Below are 23398 nucleotides of genomic sequence, written 5' to 3'. Positions count from 1 at the left end.
AACATGAAACCATTAATTCAGGTCCAGGCCGTGAGCCAGCGTTTTTCCACCGCCAGCGGCGAGTTTCTGGCGCTGCAAAACGTCTCTTTTGATATCCACGAGGGCGAAACCGTTAGCCTGATCGGCCACTCCGGCTGCGGCAAATCAACGCTGCTGAATCTCATCGCCGGCATTACGCTGCCGACGGAAGGCGGGCTGATTTGCGACAACCGCGAAATCGCCGGGCCGGGGCCCGAGCGCGCGGTGGTGTTCCAGAACCATTCGCTGCTGCCGTGGCTGACCTGCTTCGACAACGTGGCGCTGGCGGTGGATCAGGTGTTCCGTGACACCATGAGCAAGGCCGAGCGCAAAGCGTGGATAGAGCACAACCTTGACCGCGTGCAGATGGGCCACGCGCTGCACAAGCGTCCGGGGGAGATCTCCGGCGGCATGAAGCAGCGCGTCGGCATTGCCCGCGCGCTGGCGATGAAGCCGAAAGTGCTGCTGATGGATGAGCCGTTCGGCGCGCTGGATGCGCTGACGCGCGCCCACCTGCAGGACTCGGTGATGCAGATCCAGCAGGCGCTGAACACCACCATCGTGCTCATTACCCACGACGTGGACGAGGCGGTGCTGCTTTCCGATCGCGTGCTGATGATGACCAACGGCCCGGCGGCAACCGTCGGGGAGATCCTACGCGTAGACCTGCCGCGTCCGCGCAACCGGGTTCAGCTGGCGGACGATAGCCGCTATCACCACATGCGTCAGCAGATCCTTCATTTCCTCTACGAAAAACAGCCGAAAGCGGCGTAGCGAGGGGGCTTTGATGCGACTGGTCATTATCGGGAATGGCATGGCGGCAACCCGGCTGATTGCTTCGCTCACCGGGCGTGCTTCCGGTCGGTTCGCTATCACCGTCATCGGTGATGAGCCGGAGCATGCCTATAACCGCATCCAGCTTTCGCCGGTGCTGGGCGGTGAAAAAACGGCTGCGGGCATCTGCCTTCAGGATGACCGCTGGTACCAGGAGCGGGGCGTAACGGTGCTGCGGGGTGAAAAGGCGCTCGCTGTGGACATGGACATGCGGGAAATGCAAACCACCGCCCACACGCTGGGCTGGGATGCGCTGGTATTTGCTACCGGGTCAACGCCCTTTGTGCCGCCGATCCCTGGCGGTGATGCGCCGCATGTCTTCACGTTCCGTACCCTGGAGGATACCCGGGCCATTCAGGCGATCGCCGGTCCGGCGGTGGTGCTGGGGGGCGGCGTGCTCGGCGTAGAGACGGCGGCAGCGTTGGCGCGTTCAGGTGACAACGTCACGCTCGTTCATCGCGGTCCGTGGCTGATGGAGCAGCAGCTGGACCAGCAGGCGGGAATGCTGCTGGAAGAGGCGCTGGCGGCGCGGGGCGTTAGCTGTGAACTCGCCTCCGGTATCGCGGCAATTGACGGGAATAGCGTGACGCTGCTGAACGGACGCCGAGTCACCGCCGCGCGTGTGGTGCTGGCGACCGGTGTGCAGCCCAACGTCGCGCTGGCGCAGGCCAGCGGCATTTGCTGCGCGCGCGGCATCGTGGTGGATCACCAGATGCGGACTTCCAGGCCGAACGTCTACGCCATTGGCGAGTGCTGTGAGATTGACGGCCAGACGTTTGGCCTGGTCGCCCCCTGCCTGGCGCAGGCGGATATTCTCGCCGCGCGGCTGGCCGGGGACGTTACCGCGCCGTTTGCCCTGACCGACAACGGCATGCGCCTCAAGGTGACCGGCGTGGAGCTGTTCAGCCTCGGGCGTGCGGAAGCGCTGGAGAGCGATGTGGTCTGGAGTTCATGGGATCCGCTGACCCGCCACTATCGGCGTTTACTTATTCATCAGGGGGCGCTGGCTGGCGTGCTGCTGATGGGCGACTGCCGCAGCGCGGCAACATTTACCGATTTACTGGCAACGGCTGAGCCCGCCCACGCGGACTGGCTGTTCGATCGTTTCACTACGCAACCGCAGGTTGCAGGACAGAACGCTATGACAAAACCTACTCTGGTGGTGGTTGGGCACGGTATGGTCGGCCATCATTTCCTCGAAGACTGCGTTAACCGCAATCTGCATCAGCAGTATCAGATCGTTGTCTTTGGCGAGGAGCGCTATGCCGCCTACGATCGCGTGCACCTCTCGGAATATTTTGGCGGACGCAGCGCGGCGTCGCTCTCGCTGGTGGAAGGGGATTTCTTTGCCAACAACGGCATTGAGCTGCGCCTGTCGCAGCAGATCGTCGCTGTCGACCGCGACGCGCGCGTGGTACGTACCGCCAGCGGGCATGAAACGCACTGGGATAAACTGGTGCTGGCGACCGGCTCATACCCGTTCGTCCCGCCCGTGCCGGGCAACGATCTGCCGGGCTGCTTTGTCTACCGCACCCTTGACGACCTGGACAACATTGCGGCCCACGCCGCGGGCTCGCGCCGCGGCGTGGTGATTGGCGGCGGCCTGCTCGGGCTGGAGGCGGCGAATGCCCTCAGGCAGCTCGGGCTGGAAACCCATGTGGTGGAGTTTGCGCCCAACCTGATGGCGGTGCAGCTTGATAATGACGGCGCGGCGATGCTGCGCAGGAAAATCGAGGCGCTGGGCGTCGGCGTTCACACCAGTAAAGCCACCACGGAAATTGTCTCGACGGTCGACGGGCTGACGCTGCGCTTTGCCGATGGTGAACAGCTGGAAACGGACATGGTGGTCTTTTCTGCCGGCATTCGTCCGCAGGACGCACTGGCACGCAGCGGCGGGCTGGCTGTCGGCGAGCGCGGCGGGATCTGCATTGATGACGGCTGCCGGACCTCCGATCCGGACGTGCTGGCCATCGGTGAATGCGCGCTGTGGGAAGGGAAAATCTTCGGCCTGGTGGCACCGGGCTACCAGATGGCGCGCGTGGCCGCCGCCGCGCTCGCGGGCGAAAATAAAACCTTCACCGGGGCAGATATGAGCACTAAGCTCAAGCTGCTCGGCGTGGACGTGGCGTCCTTTGGCGATGCCCACGGGCGCACGCCGGGAGCGCTAAGCTACCAGTGGACGCACGGCCCGCAGCAAATCTACAAGAAAATTGTGGTCAGCCACGACGGCAAAACGCTGCTGGGCGGCGTGCTGGTGGGTGATGCCAGCGAATACGCCACGCTGGTGCAGATGATGCTTAACGGCATCAGCCTGCCGAAAGAGCCGGAAACACTGATTTTACCCGCGTTGTCAGGCAGCGCGCCGAAAGCGCTGGGCGTGGCGGCGCTGCCGGAAAGCGCGCAGATCTGTTCGTGTCATAACGTCAGTAAAGGCGATATCTGCCGGGCGGTGAGTGCGGGCGCAGCGGATATCGGCGCCGTTAAGCAGTGCACCAAAGCGGCAACCGGCTGTGGCGGATGCAGCGCGCTGGTGAAGCAGGTGATGGAGTTCCAGCTTGCCGAGCAGGGCGTGGAGGTAAAAAAGGATATCTGCGAACACTTCCCGTACTCGCGTCAGGAGATTTACCACCTCGTGCGCGTCAACCATATCCACACCTTCGACCAGCTCATCAGCCGCTACGGTCAGGGCCACGGGTGCGAAATCTGTAAGCCGCTGGTGGGATCGGTGCTGGCCTCCTGCTGGAACGAGTACCTGCTGAAGCCGGCGCATCTGCCGCTGCAGGACACTAACGACCGCTACTTCGCCAACATCCAGAAAGACGGAACGTATTCCATCGTGCCGCGCATGCCCGCAGGGGAAGTGACGGCAGACGGGCTGATCGCTATCGGTCAGATTGCCAAACGCTACGGCCTGTACAGCAAAATCACCGGCGGGCAGCGTATCGACCTGTTTGGCGCCACTCTGGAACAGCTGCCGGAAATCTGGCAGGCGCTGGTGGAGGCCGGGTTTGAAACCGGGCACGCCTACGGGAAATCCCTGCGCACGGTGAAATCCTGCGTTGGGTCGACCTGGTGCCGCTACGGCGTGCAGGACTCCACCGGCCTGGCGGTACGGCTGGAACACCGCTACAAGGGCCTGCGCGCGCCGCACAAAATCAAAATGGCGGTTTCCGGCTGCACCCGCGAGTGCGCGGAGGCGCAGAGCAAAGACGTGGGGGTGATTGCCACAGACAAAGGCTGGAACCTCTATCTGTGCGGCAACGGCGGCATGAAGCCGCGGCATGGGGATCTCTTCGCCAGCGATCTGGACGACGAAACACTGATCCGCACCGTCGATCGTTTCCTGATGTTTTATATCCGCACTGCGGATCGCCTGCAGCGCACCAGCACCTGGATGGACAACCTGGAGGGCGGCCTCGACTATTTGCGGGAGGTGATCCTCAACGACAGCCTCGGCATCGCCCACGAGCTGGAGCAGGAGATGGCCCGGGTAGTAGAGACGTACCAGTGCGAGTGGCAAACCACGCTCAACGATCCTGATCGCCTGGCGCTGTTCCGCACCGCGGTGAACCACGCACCGTCGGACGATAGCAAGCGCTGGCAGGAAATCTGCGGCATTGACGATATCCCGGAGCAGGCGGGCATCGGCGCGCGGCTTGGCCGAAAACCGATTGCGCTGTTCCGCTTTGGAACGTCCGTTTATGCCCTGGACGATCTGGAGCCGGGCAGCAGCGCGAACGTGCTTTCGCGCGGCATCCTTGGCGATGCGGCGGGCGAGCCGGTGGTAATTTCCCCGCTCTACAAGCAGCGCATTCGTCTGCGCGACGGCTGTCAGGTGGAGAACGGTGAACCCGCGGTGCGCGCCTGGCCGGTAAAAATTGAAAACGGCAAGGTGTGGGTCGGAAACGAAGAGCTGGTAATGCGTGCGGAGGCCTCATGACGGATACCCGGACAACGTGCCCCTACTGCGGGGTAGGCTGCGGCGTGGTCGCCAGCGTGGAGGATGGCGCGGTCAGCGTTCGTGGGGATGAAACCCATCCTGCGAACTTTGGCCGCCTGTGCGTGAAAGGATCAGCCCTGGGGGAGACAACGGGTTTGCAGGGGCGGCTTTTGCGCCCCGTTGTCGACGGAATTGAGGTTGACTGGGCGCAGGCGCTGAACGCGGCGGGTGAGCGGCTGCGGGAGATCGTCGACACATGGGGGCCGCAGGCGGTGGCGTTTTACGCCTCCGGCCAGCTGTTAACCGAGGATTACTATGCCGCCAACAAGCTGATGAAAGGGTTTATCGGCGCGGCGAACATTGATACCAACTCCCGGCTCTGCATGTCCTCGGCGGTGGTGGGCTACAAGCGTGCCTTCGGCGAAGACGTGGTGCCGTGCAGCTATGAGGATGTGGAAAACAGCGATCTGGTGGTGCTGGCTGGCTCGAACGCGGCCTGGACGCATCCGGTGCTCTATCAGCGCCTGGTGCAGGCAAAGCATAACAACCCGCAGATGAAGGTGGTGGTGATTGACCCGCGTAAAACCGCTACCTGCGATATTGCCGACCTGCATCTGGCGCTTAAACCCGGCAGCGACGCCGGGCTGTTTGTGGGGTTGCTCAATCTGATTCAGGGCACCGATGAGTGGCCGGTTGCCCGCGTGGCGGCGTTTTGCGACCTTCCTTCAGAGAAAGTGGGGACTTTTTATGACTGGTTTGTCACCGCGCCGCGGGCGATAACGCTCTACACTATGGGGATCAACCAGTCCACCAGCGGCAGCGACAAGTGCAGCGCCATCATTAACGTTCATCTTGCCAGCGGGAAATTTAACCGTCCGGGCTGCGGCCCGTTTTCGCTGACCGGACAGCCAAACGCCATGGGCGGTCGTGAAGTGGGCGGGCTGGCGAACCAGCTGGCGGCGCATATGAACTTCGAGCCGGACGATCTCTCTCGGGTGGCGCGTTTCTGGGGAACGGAACGGCTGGCGCAGACGCCGGGCCTGATGGCGGTGGAGCTGTTTGACGCCATCGCCCGCGGCGAGGTGAAGGCGGTGTGGATCATGGGCACCAACCCTGCCGTGTCGCTGCCGGACAGCCACGCGGTGTGTCAGGCGCTGGCAGTGTGCCCGCTGGTGATGGTTTCTGAAGTGATGAAAGATACCGACACCAGCCGGTTTGCCCATATCCGTTTTCCGGCGCTGGGCTGGGGGGAGAAGGACGGCACGGTGACCAATTCCGAGCGGCGTATTTCGCGCCAGCGTGCGTTTCTGCCCGCGCCGGGCGAGGCGAAGCCTGACTGGTGGATCGTGGCTCAGATTGCAAAACGGCTGGGCTACGGCGAGGCCTTTGCCTGGGATCATCCGCACGACATTTTTTGCGAGCATGCGGCGCTTACTGCCTTTGAAAACGACGGCGCGCGGGCATTCAACCTGCATGAGCTGGCCGGGCTAACCCGTGAAGCGTGGGAGCGACTTGAACCTTATCAATGGCGAACGGGGGATTTCCCGCGCCGAAACCTGGTGCCGGTCGAGCCGCTGCCGCACGGCGCAACGACCACCGCGCTCTACCCTCTGATCCTTAACTCCGGGCGCATCCGCGACCAGTGGCACACCATGACCCGGACAGGATACGTACCCCGGCTGATGCAGCATATCGCGGAGCCGTTTGTTGAGGTCTGCGCCGCAGACGCGATCCGATTTGCCCTGTGTGACGGCCAGCTGGCGCGCATCAATTCCCCGCGCGGCGTCATGGTTGCCAGAGTGCGAATCAACGATGGAATACGGGAAGGCGAAGCATTTGCCCCGATGCACTGGAACGCTGAGTTTGCCCGCCAGGGTAAGGTGAACGCGCTGGTGGAAGGGCGTTGCGATCCGGCGTCGGGCCAGCCGGAGAGTAAACAAACCGCCGTCAGAATCATGCCCTGGCAGCCCGGCTGGCAGGGGGAGCTCTATGCCCGGGAATGGCCGGAAATACCCTCTTCGGTTCACTGGTGGCGTAAACCCTCGCGAATGACGATAGCAGGTGATAAGCCGCTGCTCCCGTGGGTCATGGATTATGCCAGCGGGCGCGGCTGGCAGCTGCAGGTTGCGCAAACCGGGGAACGCAGCAGCGTGCTGGCCTGGCACGAAGGCCATCTGATGCTCGGCTTCTGGGAAGGCACCGCGTTGCCCGAGCTGGCGCACCCGGTGATTGACGCCGCATTTCAGTCGCCACCCTCGACGCCCGCAGCGCGGCATGCGCTGCTGAACGGGCAGGGCGCGGGGAAGAGTGCCGGTCCGGGGCGCATCATCTGCAGCTGTTTCAGTGTTGGAGAAAACGCGATACGGGAAGCGATTGCCGGAGGGTGTGATTCCGTAACCATGCTGGGCGCGCGGTTACGCTGCGGAACGAACTGCGGTTCGTGCGTGCCTGAGCTCAAAACAATGTTTCAGGAAATTCCGGAAAATTCCCCTTAAAGCTGCAAATGGGGAGAAATCGCGTTAAGGTAACTGGTGTTCTTACGTAAGCACCGGGTAATTCTTACGACATTGATGACTGTTTCTCCCCCTTTCCGAACGCTTGTTTTACTCTCCCTTGTTACTGCCGGAGCCGTTCATGGTGCTCCGAATTCCTTTATCCAGCAGGCACAAAATCCGTTTGATAATAACGGGGACAGTCTGCCCGATCTCGGCATGGCGGCCCCAACCGGGGAAGGGGAAAAGCATCTCGCCGAAATGGCGAAAGCCTTTGGTGAAGCCAGTATGACCGACAACGGCCTGACAACGGGCGAGCAGGCGCGGCAGTTTGCTTTTGGTCAGGTGCGCGACGCGGTGAGCGGCGAGGTGAACCAGCAGATTGAATCCTGGCTGTCACCGTGGGGGAATGCCAGCGTCAATTTGCTCGTGGATAATGAGGGCAAATTCAACGGCAGTAGCGGGAGCTGGTTTATCCCCTGGAACGATAACAACCGTTATCTGAGCTGGAGCCAGCTCGGCCTGACGCAGCAGACGGATGGCCTGGTCAGTAACGCCGGAATCGGCCAGCGCTGGGTGGCCGGGAAATGGCTGCTGGGCTACAACACCTTTTACGACAACCTGCTGGATGAGAACCTGCAGCGTGCCGGGCTGGGTGCGGAGGTGTGGGGAGAAAATCTGCGGCTGTCGGCTAACTACTATCAGCCTTTTGCCAGCTGGCGCGACAGCTCTGACGTCCAGGAGCAGCGCATGGCGCGGGGATATGACGTTACCGCCAAAGCCTGGCTACCGTGGTTTCATCACCTGAACACCAGCGTCAGCGTCGAGCAGTATTTTGGCGACAACGTCGACCTCTTCAACAGCGGAACTGGCTATCACAACCCGGTAGCGGTCAATCTCGGGCTTAACTATACCCCCGTACCGCTGGTGACACTGACCGCCGCGCATAAGCAGGGCGAAAGCGGAGAGAACCAGAATAACCTCGGGCTGAAGCTCAACTATCGCTTCGGCGTGCCGCTGGTGAAGCAACTCTCGTCCGGGGAAGTCGCCGCCACGCGATCCCTGCGCGGAAGCCGCTATGACTCGCCGGAGCGTAACAGCCTGCCGGTGATGGAGTTCCGCCAGCGAAAAACGCTCTCCGTCTGGCTGGCAACCCCGCCGTGGGACCTGAAGGGGGGCGAAACCGTTATGCTGAAGCTACAGGTGCGCAGCACCCACGGCATCCGCCAGATCCACTGGCAGGGTGATACCCAGGCCTTAAGCCTGACGTCCCCGGGGAAAAGTAACAGCACCGACGGCTGGAGCGTGATTATGCCGGCCTGGAATGACGGCGAGGGGGCGACAAACCGCTGGCATCTTTCGGCGGTGGTGGAAGATGAGAAGGGCCAGCGCGTCTCGTCCAATGAGATCACGCTTGTTGTGGTGCAGCCGCTGGCCGCATTACCTGACGACGACCCGCGCTGGAAGCTGCTGCCGGATGAGTAATGCTTAAAAAATGCGTTCCTGATGGACCCACACCGCGGCTTCAACGCGGGATTTTAGCTTCATTTTCTTCAGCATATGCTTCACGTGCACTTTGACCGTGCTTTCGGTGATATCCAGACGGCGGGCGATCATTTTGTTCGGCAGGCCCTGAGCGATCAGTTTAAGAATATCGCGTTCGCGCGGCGTTAACTGGCTGACGTCACGGTCAGACGTGGCGCGGTTCGCCCGCAGGCTGGCGGCCAGCACCGGCGTCAGGGCCTCGCTCAGCACCATCTCGCCTGCGGCCGCCTGCTGCAGCGCCTTCAGCAGGTCTTCCGGCTCCATATCCTTCAGCAGATAGCCATCCGCGCCGCGCTTCAGCGCCGTGACCACATCCTCTTCGTGGTTGGAGACGCTAAAGACCACCACGCGACCGGAAAGGGATTTCTCGCGCAGCTTGTCGAGCGTTTCCAGACCGTTCATGCCGGGCATGTTGAGATCGAGCAGGATCAGATCGGGATCGAGGGATTCGGCAAGCTCAATGCCCTGTTCACCGTTGCTGGCTTCGCCAACCACGGTAATATCGGGTGCCATGCTGACCAGCTGTTTTACGCCAGTACGCAGCATCGGATGGTCGTCGATCAACAGGATGGATGCCGGTTCCTGATTAGTCATGGGTTTCTCCTTGAGCAGTTGTAAGCGGTTTTTCGGGAATGAAGGTGACCACGACTTCCGTGCCCCCCGTCTCTCTCCGGCGAACCTGGCAATCACCGCGCAGGCTTTGGGCGCGGTCTCGCATAATGATTAAACCGTAGTGGTTAGTGCGTTCGGCGTTTTCCGGCACGCCGCGGCCGTTGTCGTAAACCGTCAACCTGACCTGGTTAGCGTGCTGGCTGACGGTGACCGTAACCGCCGTCGCTTCAGCGTGTTTAAGCACGTTGCTCAGCGCTTCGCGGGCGATCTGCAGCAGATGAATCGCCTGATGGGAAGGTACAAACCGCGGGGGGAGCTGGTAATCCAGCTTCACCGGGAAGCCCAGCCGGGCGCTAAATTCCTGACAACTGGATTCCAGCGCCGGGCGCAGGCCCGGCTCGGTCAGCTGCAGGCGGAAGGTGGTCAGCAGCTCGCGCAGCTGTACCCAGGAGGTGTTCAGCTCGTTGCGGATCTGGCTCAGCAGCTGTTTATTGCTTTCCGGCATCTCCGCGTCCTGCATCTGCAGGCAGCTCACCTGCATTTTCATACAGGAGAGCGACTGGGCGATAGAATCGTGGAGCTCGCGGGCAATGGTCGCGCGCTCTTCCATGACGATCAGCTGCTGCTGCTTTTCCTGATGTCGGTCTAGCGCCAGCGTGGCCGTTAGCTGTTCAACCAACGTATCAACCAGCTGCTGCTGGTCGTGGCTCAGATGACGCCCGGCTGGCAGCGTTGCCAGCAGAATACCGTACTGGGTATGGCTGTCCGTCAGCCGCCACTTCAGGGTAGTGCCGCCAGTAGTCTGCAGCGGCAGGCCGCGCGGGCACAGGTGACAGCCTTTATCATCGCAGGACATGTCGGACTGACAGGTAAACTCCTGATGATTATCTTCATCTTCCACATCGTAAACCCGCAGCTCCAGATCATGCAGCAGGGTCAGATTTTGCAAGCCGTTCAGCACCGGCGAAAGGCGTTCACATAACGGCACCTGCATGTGCAGCCGACGGTTGGCCTGCCAAAGGAAGGAGAGGATTTCGTTTTTCTGCTCCAGCCCGGCCGTTTTTTCCTGCACGCGCTGCTCCAGCACCGCATAGCTTTCAGAGAGCTCCGCCGACATGGTGTTCAGTGCCTGGCCGAGCATGGCCATCTCGTTGCGACCGCTGATGTGCGTACGCTGGGTAAAATCTCTGTTCGTCACGGCGCGCGCCATCGCCAGCAGCTGTTTCCACGGATTCAGCAGCCGCGCCCGGAGCCAGATAATGGTGAAGATCAGCAGCAGGCCCATAAACAGCGCCATGGCACGGTGTACCATCACCACCCGGTCGATGCGTAATTCGGTGGTTTGGTCGAAAGAGGAGACCAGCGCGTCAATGCGGGATACGAAACCCGCTACGTCCTGAGCAACGGTTTCGGCGCTGCGCGCCTGTTTCAGGCCGGGTTCCAGCTGGGTGTGCCAGTAGCCCTGCAGGGCTTTAAGCTGGGATTGCTGGCCGGCGCGGATGGCAGCGTTTTCCAGTTCAGGGCTGAAGGCCGTGCGCTCCATTTCATCAATCAAGGGCCGATCGCCCTGCGTCAGAGGAACCGACGCCAGCAGACGATAACTCTGCATGCGTAGCGAGCCTGCCTCGTTGATGGCATGTGCATTACCCTGTACTCCCTGTACCAGCCAGCCGGAAATCGCCATGCCGGTCACGCCAAGGGCGGTAGACAGCAAAACAATCAGGGCTAGCTGATTCACGAGAGTCAGCGGTGATAAACATCTTTTTAACATAGAGTTGCCGGGCTCCTGACGTGGCCTGCTTGCAGGAATGGCGTTATTCTGGTGCATACCCTGGAGTATACCCATACCAATAAAGGATTACCCCTAAATTGCCAACGGAGTATAGGCGAAGAAGCGGTGGTAGCAAGGAACCGTCAGTACAGTGAAAAACCACGTCTTTTTTACCGAATTATTCTACTCACTAAGGATAAGCCCTTTTTTTGCGCCGCAAATCCCCGAACTTTTCCTTTGATTTATATCAACTTACCGCCGCCCTAAAACCCTAATGTTTGCAGCATCATTCGAGAATCAGAGGTGTCTATGAGTCACTCATCCGCTCCCGAAAGGGAAAATGGTGCCGTTATTACAGACTGGCGTCCAGAGGATCCGGCGTTCTGGCAACAGCGCGGCCATCGTGTAGCAAGCCGGAATCTGTGGATTTCCGTTCCGTGTCTGCTTTTAGCGTTTTGCGTATGGATGTTGTTTAGCGCGGTCGCGGTAAACCTGCCGAAAGTTGGGTTTACGTTTACGACCGATCAGCTGTTTATGTTGACCGCATTGCCGTCGCTGTCTGGCGCGCTGCTGCGTGTTCCATACGCGTTTATGGTGCCGGTCTTCGGCGGCCGCCGCTGGACGGCGTTCAGTACGGGCATCATGATCGTCCCTTGCGTGTGGCTTGGCTTCGCGGTGCAGGATACCTCCACCCCGTTCAGCGTGTTCGTGATTATCTCCCTGCTGTGCGGTTTTGCGGGGGCTAACTTTGCCTCCAGCATGGCGAACATCAGCTTCTTCTTCCCGAAAGCGAAGCAGGGCGGCGCGCTGGGCATTAACGGCGGTCTGGGCAACATGGGCGTGAGCGTGATGCAGCTGATTGCGCCGCTGGCGATCTCTGTGTCTATTTTTGCCGCCTTCGGCGGCGGTGGCGTGGAGCAGGCGGACGGTTCTTCCCTCTACCTGCAGAACGCGGCCTGGATTTGGGTCCCGTTCCTGGTGGTCTTCACCCTGGCAGCCTGGTTCTTTATGAACGATCTGAGCGCGTCAAAGGCCTCTTTGAGCGAGCAGCTGCCGGTGCTGAAGCGTGGACACCTCTGGGTGATGGCGCTGCTGTATCTGGCTACCTTCGGTTCGTTTATCGGCTTCTCAGCGGGCTTTGCGATGCTGTCGAAAACCCAGTTCCCGGACGTGCAGATCCTGCAGTTCGCTTTCTTCGGCCCGTTCATTGGCGCACTGGCGCGCTCGCTGGGCGGTATGATCTCTGACCGTCTGGGCGGTACCCGCGTGACGCTGGTGAACTTTATTGTGATGGCGGTCTTCTGTGCGCTGCTGTTCCTGACGCTGCCTGCTGACGGGCAGGGCGGTAGCTTCATCGCCTTCTTCGCCGTGTTTATGGTGCTGTTCCTGACCGCCGGACTGGGGAGTGCTTCCACCTTCCAGATGATCTCCGTGATCTTCCGCAAGTTGACGATGGATCGCGTGAAAGCGCAGGGTGGAAGCGAAGAGCAGGCCATGCGTGAAGCGGCGACAGATACGGCTGCGGCGCTGGGCTTTATCTCTGCGATTGGCGCCATTGGCGGCTTCTTTATCCCGAAAGCGTTCGGTATCTCGCTGGACCTGACCGGCTCTCCGGCAGGCGCCATGAAAGTCTTCCTCGTCTTCTATATCGCCTGCGTTGTGATTACGTGGCTGGTATATGGCCGTAATACCAAGAAAAATAAGTAAGTGTGATTATCCGTTTGCGCGGCCTTCGGGCCGCGTTTTTTTTGGTCGAATAATAGTTACAACATACTGAAAGCTTTTACAGCAGTCACCTGCGGGTAACATTGTGATCGCCATCGCGTTGCAGGCAGGTCTACCCCTTAATACCTGAGATGTTAAATTTTGCCCGAGTTATTGTACGATGAATGAAAAATGTCTTTATAAATCATTTATTTATTCATTTTAAAAATATACTGCTTTGGTGGTATTTAGTCTAACCCCTCCTTTTAAAGTCCCTCTTCGTCTTGATCGTTATCAATTCTCCTCCTCTTTCAGGGCGTTACCTTCGCTGCAAATCAGCAATGTCGATTTAGAGAGCCACAGGCTCCATACAGGAGATACCCGATGAGCAAATTTTTGGACCGGTTTCGCTACTTCAAACAGAAGGGTGAAACGTTTGCCGATGGGCACGGCCAGGTTCTGGATACCAACCGGGACTGGGAAGACGGTTACCGCCAGCGCTGGCAGCATGACAAAGTCGTCCGTTCTACCCACGGCGTAAACTGCACTGGCTCATGTAGCTGGAAGATTTTCGTTAAAAACGGTCTGGTGACCTGGGAAATGCAGCAGACCGACTATCCGCGTACCCGCCCGGATATGCCAAACCACGAACCGCGCGGCTGCCCGCGTGGAGCCAGCTACTCCTGGTATCTCTACAGCGCTAACCGTCTGAAATACCCGCTGATGCGTAAGCGCCTGATGAAAATGTGGCGTGAAGCGAAAGTGCAGCACAGCGATCCGGTGGATGCCTGGGCGTCCATCATTGAGGACGCCGACAAAGCGAAAAGCTTCAAGCAGGCTCGCGGTCGCGGTGGCTTCGTTCGCTCTTCCTGGAAAGAGGTGAACGAGCTGATTGCCGCCTCCAACGTCTACACCGTCAAAACCTACGGTCCTGACCGCGTGGCGGGCTTCTCGCCAATCCCGGCGATGTCGATGGTCTCTTACGCCTCCGGGGCTCGCTATCTGTCACTTATCGGCGGTACCTGCCTGAGCTTCTACGACTGGTACTGTGACCTGCCGCCTGCGTCTCCGCAAACCTGGGGCGAGCAGACCGATGTGCCGGAATCCGCGGACTGGTACAACTCAAGCTACATCATTGCCTGGGGCTCTAACGTACCGCAGACCCGTACCCCGGACGCGCACTTCTTTACCGAAGTTCGTTACAAAGGGACCAAAACCGTTGCGGTCACCCCGGACTACGCCGAAATCGCCAAGCTGTGCGACCTGTGGCTGGCGCCGAAACAGGGTACCGACGCCGCGATGGCGATGGCGATGGGCCACGTCATGCTGCGTGAATTCCATCTCGACAAGCCAAGCCAGTACTTTACCGACTACGTGCGTCGCTACACCGACATGCCGATGCTGGTTATGCTGGAAGAGCGTGAGGGCTACTATGCCGCGGGCCGCACGCTGCGCGCTGCCGATCTGGTGGATTCGCTGGGTCAGGAAAACAACCCTGAGTGGAAAACCGTTGCGTACAACAGCAACGGCGAGCTGGTAGTGCCAAACGGCTCTATTGGCTTCCGCTGGGGAGAGAAGGGCAAGTGGAATCTTGAGCAACGCAACGGCACCACCGGCGAAGAGACGGAGCTGCGTCTGAGCATGCTGGGCAGCCAGGACGAGATTGCCGAGGTCGGCTTCCCGTACTTTGGCGGTGAAGGTTCCGAGCACTTTAACAAGGTCGAACTGAAAAACGTTCTGATGCACAAGCTGCCGGTTAAGCGCCTGCAGCTGGCCGACGGCTCTACTGCACTCGTCACCACCGTTTATGACCTGACCATGGCGAACTACGGCCTGGAGCGCGGTCTGAACGATGAAAACTGCGCAACCGGCTATGACGACGTGAAGGCGTACACCCCGGCCTGGGCGGAGCAGATCACCGGCGTACCGCGCGCGCAGATCGTTCGTATTGCCCGCGAGTTTGCGGAAAACGCCGACAAGACCCACGGTCGCTCTATGATCATCGTCGGCGCCGGTCTGAACCACTGGTATCACCTCGATATGAACTATCGCGGTCTGATCAACATGCTGATCTTCTGCGGCTGCGTTGGTCAGAGCGGCGGCGGCTGGGCGCACTACGTGGGCCAGGAAAAACTGCGCCCGCAGACCGGCTGGCAGCCGCTGGCGTTTGCCCTCGACTGGCAGCGTCCGGCACGCCACATGAACAGCACCTCCTACTTCTATAACCACTCCAGCCAGTGGCGCTACGAAACGGTCACCGCGCAGGAACTGCTGTCGCCGATGGCGGATAAATCCCGCTACAGCGGCCACCTGATTGACTTCAACGTGCGCGCTGAGCGTATGGGCTGGCTGCCTTCTGCGCCGCAGCTGGGCACTAACCCGCTGCGCATTGCACAAGAGGCGAAGCAGGCGGGGATGTCGCCGGTGGACTACACCGTGAAATCATTGAAGGATGGCTCAATCCGCTTCGCGGCAGAACAGCCTGAAAACGGTAAAAACCATCCGCGTAACCTGTTCATCTGGCGCTCCAACCTGCTGGGCTCGTCCGGTAAAGGCCACGAGTACATGCTGAAATACCTGCTCGGTACCGAAAACGGTATTCAGGGTAAAGATCTCGGCAAGCAGGGCGGCGTGAAGCCGGAAGAGGTGGAGTGGAAAGATAACGGTCTCGACGGCAAGCTGGATCTGGTGGTGACCCTCGACTTCCGTCTGTCCAGCACCTGCCTGTACTCCGACATTGTGCTGCCAACTGCGACCTGGTACGAAAAAGACGATATGAATACCTCGGATATGCATCCGTTTATTCATCCGCTGTCTGCCGCCGTTGACCCGGCTTGGGAATCGAAAAGCGACTGGGATATCTACAAAGACATCGCGAAGAAATTCTCCGAAGTCTGCGTGGGGCACCTGGGCAAAGAGACCGACGTGGTGACGCTGCCAATCCAGCACGACTCCGCCGCCGAGCTGGCGCAGCCGCTGGACGTGAAGGACTGGAAAAAAGGCGAGTGCGACCTGATCCCGGGCGTAACCGCGCCGCACATTATTCCGGTTGAACGCGACTACCCGGCAACCTACGAGCGCTTTACCTCTATCGGCCCGCTGATGGAGAAAATCGGCAACGGCGGGAAAGGGATCGCCTGGAACACCCAGAGCGAAATGGACCTGCTGCGCAAGCTCAATTACACCAAAGCGGACGGCCCGGCGAAAGGCCAGCCAATGCTGAACACGGCGATTGATGCGGCAGAGATGATCCTGACCCTGGCCCCGGAAACCAACGGCCACGTGGCGGTGAAAGCCTGGGCGGCACTGAGCGAGTTCACCGGCCGCGACCATACGCATCTGGCGACGAATAAAGAGGAAGAGAAAATCCGCTTCCGCGATATTCAGGCGCAGCCGCGCAAGATTATCTCCAGCCCGACCTGGTCAGGTCTGGAAGATGAGCATGTGTCCTATAACGCGGGCTACACCAACGTTCACGAGCTTATCCCGTGGCGCACCCTGTCCGGCCGTCAGTCGCTGTATCAGGATCACCAGTGGATGCGCGACTTCGGCGAAAGCCTGCTGGTGTATCGTCCGCCAATCGACACCCGCTCCGTGAAAGCGGTGATGGGCGCGAAATCCAACGGTAACCCGGAGAAAGCGCTGAACTTCCTGACGCCGCACCAGAAGTGGGGTATCCACTCCACCTACAGCGACAACCTGCTGATGCTGACCCTTTCTCGCGGCGGTCCGATTGTCTGGATGAGCGAAACGGACGCCAAAGATCTGGGTATCGAAGATAACGACTGGATCGAAGTGTTCAACAGCAACGGCGCCCTGACGGCGCGAGCGGTGGTGAGCCAGCGCGTACCGGCCGGGATGACCATGATGTACCACGCGCAGGAGCGTATCGTTAACCTGCCGGGGTCCGAGATCACCGAGCAGCGCGGCGGTATTCACAACTCCGTGACGCGTATTACGCCGAAGCCGACCCACATGATCGGTGGCTATGCGCAGCTGGCCTACGGCTTTAACTACTACGGCACCGTAGGATCGAACCGCGATGAGTTCGTGGTGGTACGTAAGATGAAGAATATTAACTGGTTAGACGGCGAAGGTAATGACCAGGTACAGGAGAGCGTAAAATGAAAATTCGTTCACAAGTCGGCATGGTGCTGAATCTGGATAAATGCATCGGCTGCCACACCTGCTCGGTCACCTGTAAAAACGTCTGGACCAGCCGTGAAGGTATGGAGTACGCCTGGTTCAACAACGTGGAAAGCAAGCCGGGCACCGGCTTCCCGACCGACTGGGAAAACCAGGAGAAGTGGAAGGGCGGCTGGATCCGTAAAATCAACGGCAAGCTGCAGCCGCGCATGGGCAACCGCGCGATGCTGCTGGGTAAAATCTTCGCTAACCCGCACCTGCCGGGCATCGAGGATTACTACGAGCCGTTTGATTACGACTACCAGAACCTGCACAACGCGCCGGAAAGTAAACACCAGCCGATCGCCCGTCCCCGTTCGCTGATCACCGGGAAGCGGTTGGACAAAATCACCAGCGGTCCTAACTGGGAAGAAATTCTGGGCGGCGAGTTCGAAAAACGCGCCAAAGACCAGAACTTCGAGAACATGCAGAAGGCGATGTACGGCCAGTTCGAAAATACCTTCATGATGTATCTGCCGCGCCTGTGCGAGCACTGCCTCAACCCGGCGTGCGTGGCGACCTGCCCAAGCGGCGCCATCTACAAGCGTGAAGAAGACGGCATCGTGCTGATCGACCAGGACAAGTGCCGCGGCTGGCGCATGTGCATCACCGGCTGCCCGTACAAAAAAATCTACTTCAACTGGAAGAGTGGTAAATCAGAGAAGTGCATCTTCTGCTACCCGCGTATCGAAGCCGGTATGCCGACCGTTTGCTCTGAGAGCTGCGTGGGCCGTATTCGCTACCTCGGCGTGCTGCTGTACGACGCGGACGCGATTGAAAATGCCGCGAGCACCGAGAACGAGAAAGATCTGTACCAGCGTCAGCTGGACGTGTTCCTCGATCCGAACGATCCGAAGGTGATTGAGCAGGCGCTGAAAGACGGCATTCCGCAGAGCGTGATTGATGCGGCGCAGCAGTCTCCGGTGTACAAAATGGCGATGGACTGGAAGCTGGCCCTGCCGCTGCACCCGGAATACCGCACCCTGCCGATGGTCTGGTATGTGCCGCCGCTGTCACCGATTCAGTCTGCCGCTGACGCGGGCGAACTGGGCAGCAACGGCATTCTGCCGGACGTGGAAAGCCTGCGTATCCCGGTTCAGTACCTGGCTAACCTGCTGACCGCGGGGGATACCCAGCCGGTACTGCTGGCGCTGAAACGTATGCTGGCGATGCGTCACTTCAAACGTGCGGAAACCGTTGACGGCGTTAACGATACTCGCGCGCTGGAAGAGGTGGGCCTGACTGAAGCGCAGGCGCAGGAGATGTACCGCTACCTCGCAATTGCCAACTACGAAGACCGTTTCGTGGTGCCGAGCAGCCACCGCGAGCTGGCCCGCGAGGCCTTCCCGGAGAAAAATGGCTGTGGCTTTACCTTCGGTGACGGTTGCCACGGGTCTGACAGCAAATTCAACCTGTTCAACAGCCGCCGCATCGACGCTATGGATGTGACCAGCAAAACGGAGCCGCACCAATGATTGAACTCGTCATTGTTTCGCGTCTGCTCGAGTACCCGGATGCTGCGCTTGCGCAGCATCAGCAGGAACTCTTTGATGCACTCGCGTCATCTGAAAACCTGGACAAAGAGGACGCCCAGCGGCTTGGCGTTTTCCTCCGCGATCTGCTGGCGCGCGACCTTCTGGATGCCCAGGCGGACTATAGCCAGCTGTTTGACCGCGGGCGCGCGACGTCGCTGCTGCTGTTTGAACATGTTCACGGGGAATCCCGCGACCGCGGTCAGGCGATGGTGGACCTGATGGCCCAGTACGAGCAGCACGGCCTGCAGCTCGACAGCCGCGAGCTGCCGGATCATCTGCCGCTGTACCTTGAGTATCTGGCACAGCTGCCGAAAGAAGAGGCGCTGGGCGGTCTGCAGGACATCGCGCCGATTCTGGCGCTGCTCGGCGCGCGTCTTCAGCAGCGCGAGAGCCGCTATGCGGTACTGTTCGACCTGCTGGTGAAGCTGGCTAACGCCTCTGTAGACAGTGAAAAAGTGGCGGAGAAAATCGCGGATGAAGCCCGCGACGATACCCCGCAGGCGCTGGATGCGGTCTGGGAAGAAGAGCAGGTGAAATTCTTTGCTGACCAGAACTGCGGGGAGTCTGAAATCTCGGCTCACCAGCGTCGTTTTGCCGGCGCGGTTGCCCCGCAATATTTGAATATCTCTAACGGAGGACGGCACTAATGCACTTCCTGAATATGTTCTTCTTTGACATTTACCCGTATATCGCGGGCACCGTGTTCCTGGTGGGAAGCTGGCTGCGTTATGACTACGGCCAGTACACCTGGCGTGCTGCCTCCAGCCAGATGCTGGATCGTAAGGGGATGCACGTCGCGTCTAACCTGTTCCACATCGGGATCCTGGGGATTTTTGCCGGTCACTTCCTGGGGATGCTTACGCCGCACTGGATGTACGAAGCGTGGCTGCCGATTGAGGTGAAGCAGAAGATGGCGATGATCGCCGGCGGTGCCTGCGGCGTGATGACCCTGGTAGGTGGCCTGCTGCTGCTGAAGCGTCGTCTGTTCAGCCCGCGCGTGCGTGCGACCACTACCGCAGCGGACATCCTGATCCTCTCCCTGCTGATGGTGCAGTGCGCGCTGGGCCTGCTGACCATTCCGTTCTCGGCGCAGCATATGGACGGCAGCGAGATGATGAAGCTGGTGGGCTGGGCGCAGTCCGTGGTGACCTTCCACGGCGGAGCGTCTGAGCACCTGGACGGCGTGGCGTTTATCTTCCGCGTTCACCTGGTGCTGGGGATGACGCTGTTTGTGCTGTTCCCGTTCTCCCGCCTGGTGCACATCTGGAGCGCGCCGGTGGAGTACCTGACGCGCAAATACCAGATTGTGCGTGCCCGCCGCTAATTCAGCGTTTTGATACTCACCCCGCATTCGCGGGGTTTTTTTTCGCCCCAGCCCAGGTTGTTGCCCGCCGCAGCAAACAGGATCAACGCGCCGCCCGCCAGCTGCGTCAGGTTCAGCGAGTGTCCGAACACCAGATTATCGACAACAATCGCCACCACCGGATAGATAAACGACAGGGAACCGGTTATGGGGGTAGGCAGCTTCTGAATCGCGCTATACAGCAGCTGGTACATTATGCCGGTATGGACGATGCCGAGCGTAAGCAGGATCGGCCAGGGGAAATCACCGGAAAAAGTCGGCAGGCTGGCAAACGGCAGAAGCATCACGACGCCCGTCAGCACCTGAATAAAGGCAATATGCTGCGGTGCGATGGTTTTCAGTTTGCGCGCAATGATTGCCGTCAGCGCGTAGAAGAAGGCCGCGGCCATGGCCAGACCGATACCGGTGAGCCATTCACTGCCATGCGCGCCGGTCAGCTCGCTGGAGAGCAGTATCACCACACCGCCAAAGGCGAGGAACAACCAGCCCCATTTCACCAGGCTGACGCGCTCGCCTAAAAACATCCCCATCAGGACCAGCATAAACGGCTGTGTGTTATAGACCACGGTAGAGAGGCCAATAGAGATGCGTTCATAGGCTGCGAAGAGCAGCAGCCAGTTCACTACTAAAGCCACACCGCCGAGAATCGCCAGCAGCAGCGTGGTGCAGGTAAGGGGACTAAAGGGCTTTCGACTTACCCGGATAAAAATAAAAAGCGCCATTGCCCCAATAAGGCAGCGCCAGAACACCACTTCCGTTACCGGCAGACCGCTGAGCAAAACAAACGCCCCGATAGAGCCGGAAATTAACATCGCCAGGCTCATTTGCCAGACGCCTTTATGGAAATCGCGCATCATCCACCTCCTGATTGAATGCCGCTATTGTCGAAAAATGCTGTCGGGTTTTACAGGGGTGATATAAGGTTGAAAGTGTTAACTGCTTTTTAAAATTAGGTGAAACGAGTGGAATACCTTATTGATGATATCGACCGGCAAATTTTATCCTGCCTGGTTGAAGATGCGCGGATGTCTTTGAAGGTGCTCAGTGGCCGCATCGGTCTGACCTCACCCAGCACGGCAGAGCGTTTGAAGCGGCTGGAAGAGCGGGGCGTGATTCAGGGATATGGTGCGCGGGTGAATCTGGCCGCGCTGGGGTATACGCTGCAGGCGCTGGTGCGCGTGCGGCCTCTGCCGGGGCTGTTGCATAAGGTGGATAAATACATTCAGGCGATGCCGGAGTGTATTGAGAGCGACAAGGTGACCGGGGAAGACTGCTTTGTGATTAGGCTGGTGGTGCGATCGATAGAGCAACTGGATGCGCTGCTGGACGGGCTGGCGGAGCATGCCCAGTGTAATACGTCGATTGTGAAGAGTTCGCCGGTGAAGCGCCGGTTGCCGCCGATGTAGATTTCTGTTGCCGGGTGGCGGCTGCGCCTTACCCGGCCTGCGAAGGTTGATTCGGTTCGGTTTTGTTATGACGTTTGGATTTTATTGAAAGCGATGGTGGTAGGGGAAGGATTACTCGGCGCGTTGCGCCTTGCCCTTCGGGTCGTTGCCTGCGGCAACGCTTTCTCGCTACGCTCGAATCGAAGCTTCTCATCCTTCCCCGTTATGGGAATACATGATGCGCAGTGCGAATAGAAAATTTAAGGTCATTTGGAAGTGATGGTGGTGGGGGAAGGATTCGAACCTTCGAAGTCGATGACGGCAGATTTACAGTCTGCTCCCTTTGGCCGCTCGGGAACCCCACCAGGGGTAATTCAAATTTTGAGGTCGTGCTGAGAGATGGTGGTGGGGGAAGGATTCGAACCTTCGAAGTCGATGACGGCAGATTTACAGTCTGCTCCCTTTGGCCGCTCGGGAACCCCACCACGGGGTAATGCTTTTAACTGGCCTGCTTCCTGCTGGAAGCGGGGCGCATCATATCAAATGAGACGCCCCTGTAAAGCATTCCTTTAGGGAAATGAAGTTGTTTGCCTGCTTTTTATCCGTAAAGGCGCAAAGCTAATCAATTCATTTTCCGAAAGATTAAAGAATGATGGTTCTGTTACCGTAGACAAAGACACGCTGCGCCAGCACCTGATACAGGGCACGACTCAACACGTTCTTCTCAACGTCACGTCCGGCACGCATCATATCTTCCGCGGTATAGGTGTGATCCACGTGAATCACGTCCTGCATGATGATTGGGCCTTCGTCCAGGTTGTCATTCACGTAGTGCGCGGTGGCGCCGATGATCTTCACGCCTCGCTCGTACGCCTGATGGTATGGGCGGGCGCCAATGAAGGCCGGCAGGAACGAGTGGTGGATGTTGATAATCTTGTTCGGGAAACGCGCCACGAAGGAAGGCGTCAGCACGCGCATATATTTCGCCAGCACCACGTAGTCTGGGTTATGCGCTTCAATGGCAGCAGCCATCAGGTTGTCGTGTTCTTCACGGGTATGGCCTTCATGGCTCACCAGCTCAAACGGAATATCAAAACGCTCAACCAGCGTGCGCAGGGTTTCGTGGTTACCGATAACAGCGGCGATTTCCACGTCCAGACCACCGTAATTGGCCTTCATCAATAGATCGCCCAGGCAGTGAGCCTCTTTTGTCACCAGAATCACAATGCGACGACGGCCCGCTGGATTCAGCTCACGCACGGAACCTTCCGGCAGCGCGCTGTCCAGATCGGCCAGCAGGGTGGTGTCGTTGAAAATGCCTTCCAGCTCGGTGCGCATGAAGAAGCGACCGGTACGGTGGTCAACGAACTCGTTGTTCTGCACGATATTCAGTTCATGCTTGTAGCAAATGTTGGTAATTCGTGCGATCAGCCCTTTTTGATCGGGACAGATAGTGCGCAGAACTTTACGTTGTAATGATTGCATCGCCGGGAAATCCTGTTTGTATTTGCGAAGTCTGGGTTGTCAGGCGTTACTGCCCGCAACACTTTTTGAATTTTTTTCCTGAACCACAAGGGCAGGGATCGTTACGACCAAACTGTGGGCGCGTACCGTCAATATAATACCATTGCCCGCTTTCCTTTAAGAACCGGGAACGCTCGATAATGGCGCCAGGCCTGGCGTTCTCGGTAAAACGGGCAACAAAGCTGACAAAGCCTTCGTCGTCGTGGCTGCCTGGTGACGATTCAAACACGGTAAGCCCAAGCCAGTGGGTGTTGGCGAACCCGGTTTCGATCTCCTGTCTGAAATCGGCGGCGTGGCAGGACGGGTGCCAGGTTTTTATCAGGTAGTCTGCGTCTTTGATCACAAAAGCAGTATACCGTGAACGCATGAGGTGTGATGGGTCCGGTGCAACCTGATTGCCAGAAAGATATCGCTGGCAACATAGGCTATACTCCAGAGCGCTACCACAAGGGCAGAGTTGAGACACGATTCTCTTCCTGGAAAAAAATAA

The 23398-nt window shown here is 59.1% G+C and carries 15 protein-coding genes, 2 tRNA genes and 1 other RNA gene; 10 read left to right on the top strand and 8 right to left on the bottom strand.

Annotated features, from left to right (window positions below; translation table 11 throughout):
• Positions 1 to 3 precede the first annotated feature (3 nt).
• The 4 genes from HBM95_12975 (at position 4) to HBM95_12960 (ending at position 8769) form a co-directional block, all read left to right on the top strand.
• On the top strand, positions 4 to 792 hold the full coding sequence (locus HBM95_12975) for an ABC transporter ATP-binding protein (protein NIH43841.1): 789 nt from the start codon (positions 4 to 6) through the stop codon (positions 790 to 792).
• 13 nt (positions 793 to 805) lie between these two features.
• A complete protein-coding gene (nirD, locus tag HBM95_12970) occupies positions 806 to 4792 on the top strand; it encodes a nitrite reductase small subunit NirD (protein ID NIH43840.1) in 3987 nt (1328 codons plus the stop codon).
• Positions 4789 to 7287, top strand: coding sequence for a nitrate reductase (locus HBM95_12965; protein ID NIH43839.1), 2499 nt, complete (start codon positions 4789 to 4791; stop codon positions 7285 to 7287). The genes nirD and HBM95_12965 overlap by 4 nt, the downstream gene beginning before the upstream one ends.
• Before the next feature lie 75 nt (positions 7288 to 7362).
• Positions 7363 to 8769: a YchO/YchP family invasin gene (locus tag HBM95_12960; protein NIH43838.1), complete on the top strand. Its 1407-nt coding sequence runs from the start codon at positions 7363 to 7365 to the stop codon at positions 8767 to 8769.
• 3 nt (positions 8770 to 8772) lie between these two features.
• On the opposite strand, the gene narL is transcribed toward HBM95_12960, so the two are convergent.
• Positions 8773 to 9423, bottom strand: a complete 651-nt coding sequence (gene narL, locus HBM95_12955) for a two-component system response regulator NarL (protein NIH43837.1) — start codon at positions 9421 to 9423, stop codon at positions 8773 to 8775.
• Positions 9416 to 11212 (bottom strand): nitrate/nitrite two-component system sensor histidine kinase NarX, encoded by a 1797-nt coding sequence (gene narX / locus HBM95_12950; GenBank protein ID NIH43836.1) that lies wholly within the window; start codon positions 11210 to 11212, stop codon positions 9416 to 9418. The genes narL and narX overlap by 8 nt, the downstream gene beginning before the upstream one ends.
• Before the next feature lie 309 nt (positions 11213 to 11521).
• Here narX and HBM95_12945 point away from each other — a divergent pair, with 309 nt between their 5' ends.
• The 5 genes from HBM95_12945 (at position 11522) to narI (ending at position 19960) form a co-directional block, all read left to right on the top strand.
• Positions 11522 to 12919, top strand: a complete 1398-nt coding sequence (locus tag HBM95_12945) for a NarK family nitrate/nitrite MFS transporter (protein NIH43835.1) — start codon at positions 11522 to 11524, stop codon at positions 12917 to 12919.
• A gap of 381 nt (positions 12920 to 13300) precedes the next feature.
• Positions 13301 to 17044, top strand: a complete 3744-nt coding sequence (locus tag HBM95_12940) for a nitrate reductase subunit alpha (GenBank protein ID NIH43834.1) — start codon at positions 13301 to 13303, stop codon at positions 17042 to 17044.
• Entirely contained in the window at positions 17041 to 18576 is a 1536-nt protein-coding gene (narH, locus tag HBM95_12935) for a nitrate reductase subunit beta (protein ID NIH43833.1), read from the top strand. Before HBM95_12940 ends, narH begins: the two co-directional genes overlap by 4 nt.
• On the top strand, positions 18573 to 19283 hold the full coding sequence (gene narJ, locus HBM95_12930; protein ID NIH43832.1) for a nitrate reductase molybdenum cofactor assembly chaperone: 711 nt from the start codon (positions 18573 to 18575) through the stop codon (positions 19281 to 19283). The genes narH and narJ overlap by 4 nt, the downstream gene beginning before the upstream one ends.
• Positions 19283 to 19960, top strand: a complete 678-nt coding sequence (gene narI, locus HBM95_12925; protein ID NIH43831.1) for a respiratory nitrate reductase subunit gamma — start codon at positions 19283 to 19285, stop codon at positions 19958 to 19960. Before narJ ends, narI begins: the two co-directional genes overlap by 1 nt.
• Here narI and HBM95_12920 read toward each other — a convergent pair.
• Entirely contained in the window at positions 19957 to 20853 is an 897-nt protein-coding gene (locus HBM95_12920; GenBank protein ID NIH43830.1) for a DMT family transporter, read from the bottom strand. The genes narI and HBM95_12920 overlap by 4 nt on opposite strands.
• Before the next feature lie 108 nt (positions 20854 to 20961).
• On the opposite strand from HBM95_12920, the gene HBM95_12915 reads away from it, so the two are divergent.
• The gene (locus HBM95_12915) at positions 20962 to 21405 is read left to right on the top strand and encodes an Lrp/AsnC family transcriptional regulator (GenBank protein ID NIH43829.1); all 444 of its coding nucleotides are present in this window, start codon (positions 20962 to 20964) and stop codon (positions 21403 to 21405) included.
• 94 nt (positions 21406 to 21499) lie between these two features.
• Here the strand turns inward: HBM95_12915 and HBM95_12910 are convergent.
• The 5 genes from HBM95_12910 to HBM95_12890 all read right to left on the bottom strand — a co-directional run bounded on the left by HBM95_12910 (position 21500) and on the right by HBM95_12890 (position 23374).
• Positions 21500 to 21619, bottom strand: a non-coding RNA gene (locus HBM95_12910) — RtT sRNA.
• A gap of 45 nt (positions 21620 to 21664) precedes the next feature.
• Positions 21665 to 21749: transfer RNA gene (locus HBM95_12905), tRNA-Tyr, on the bottom strand.
• Positions 21750 to 21784: 35 nt separating this feature from the next.
• Positions 21785 to 21869, bottom strand: a tRNA-Tyr gene (locus HBM95_12900).
• Positions 21870 to 22026: 157 nt separating this feature from the next.
• Positions 22027 to 22869, bottom strand: a complete 843-nt coding sequence (purU, locus tag HBM95_12895) for a formyltetrahydrofolate deformylase (protein NIH43828.1) — start codon at positions 22867 to 22869, stop codon at positions 22027 to 22029.
• 46 nt (positions 22870 to 22915) lie between these two features.
• Entirely contained in the window at positions 22916 to 23374 is a 459-nt protein-coding gene (locus HBM95_12890; GenBank protein NIH43827.1) for a YchJ family protein, read from the bottom strand.
• Between the last annotated feature and the right edge of the window lie 24 nt (positions 23375 to 23398).

This window comes from Enterobacter asburiae, from assembly GCA_011754535.1.
GTDB lineage: Bacteria > Pseudomonadota > Gammaproteobacteria > Enterobacterales > Enterobacteriaceae > Enterobacter > Enterobacter cloacae_N.
The sequence above is the reverse complement of the archived record's forward strand: the minus strand, read 5'-3'. Positions and strand labels throughout refer to the sequence as shown.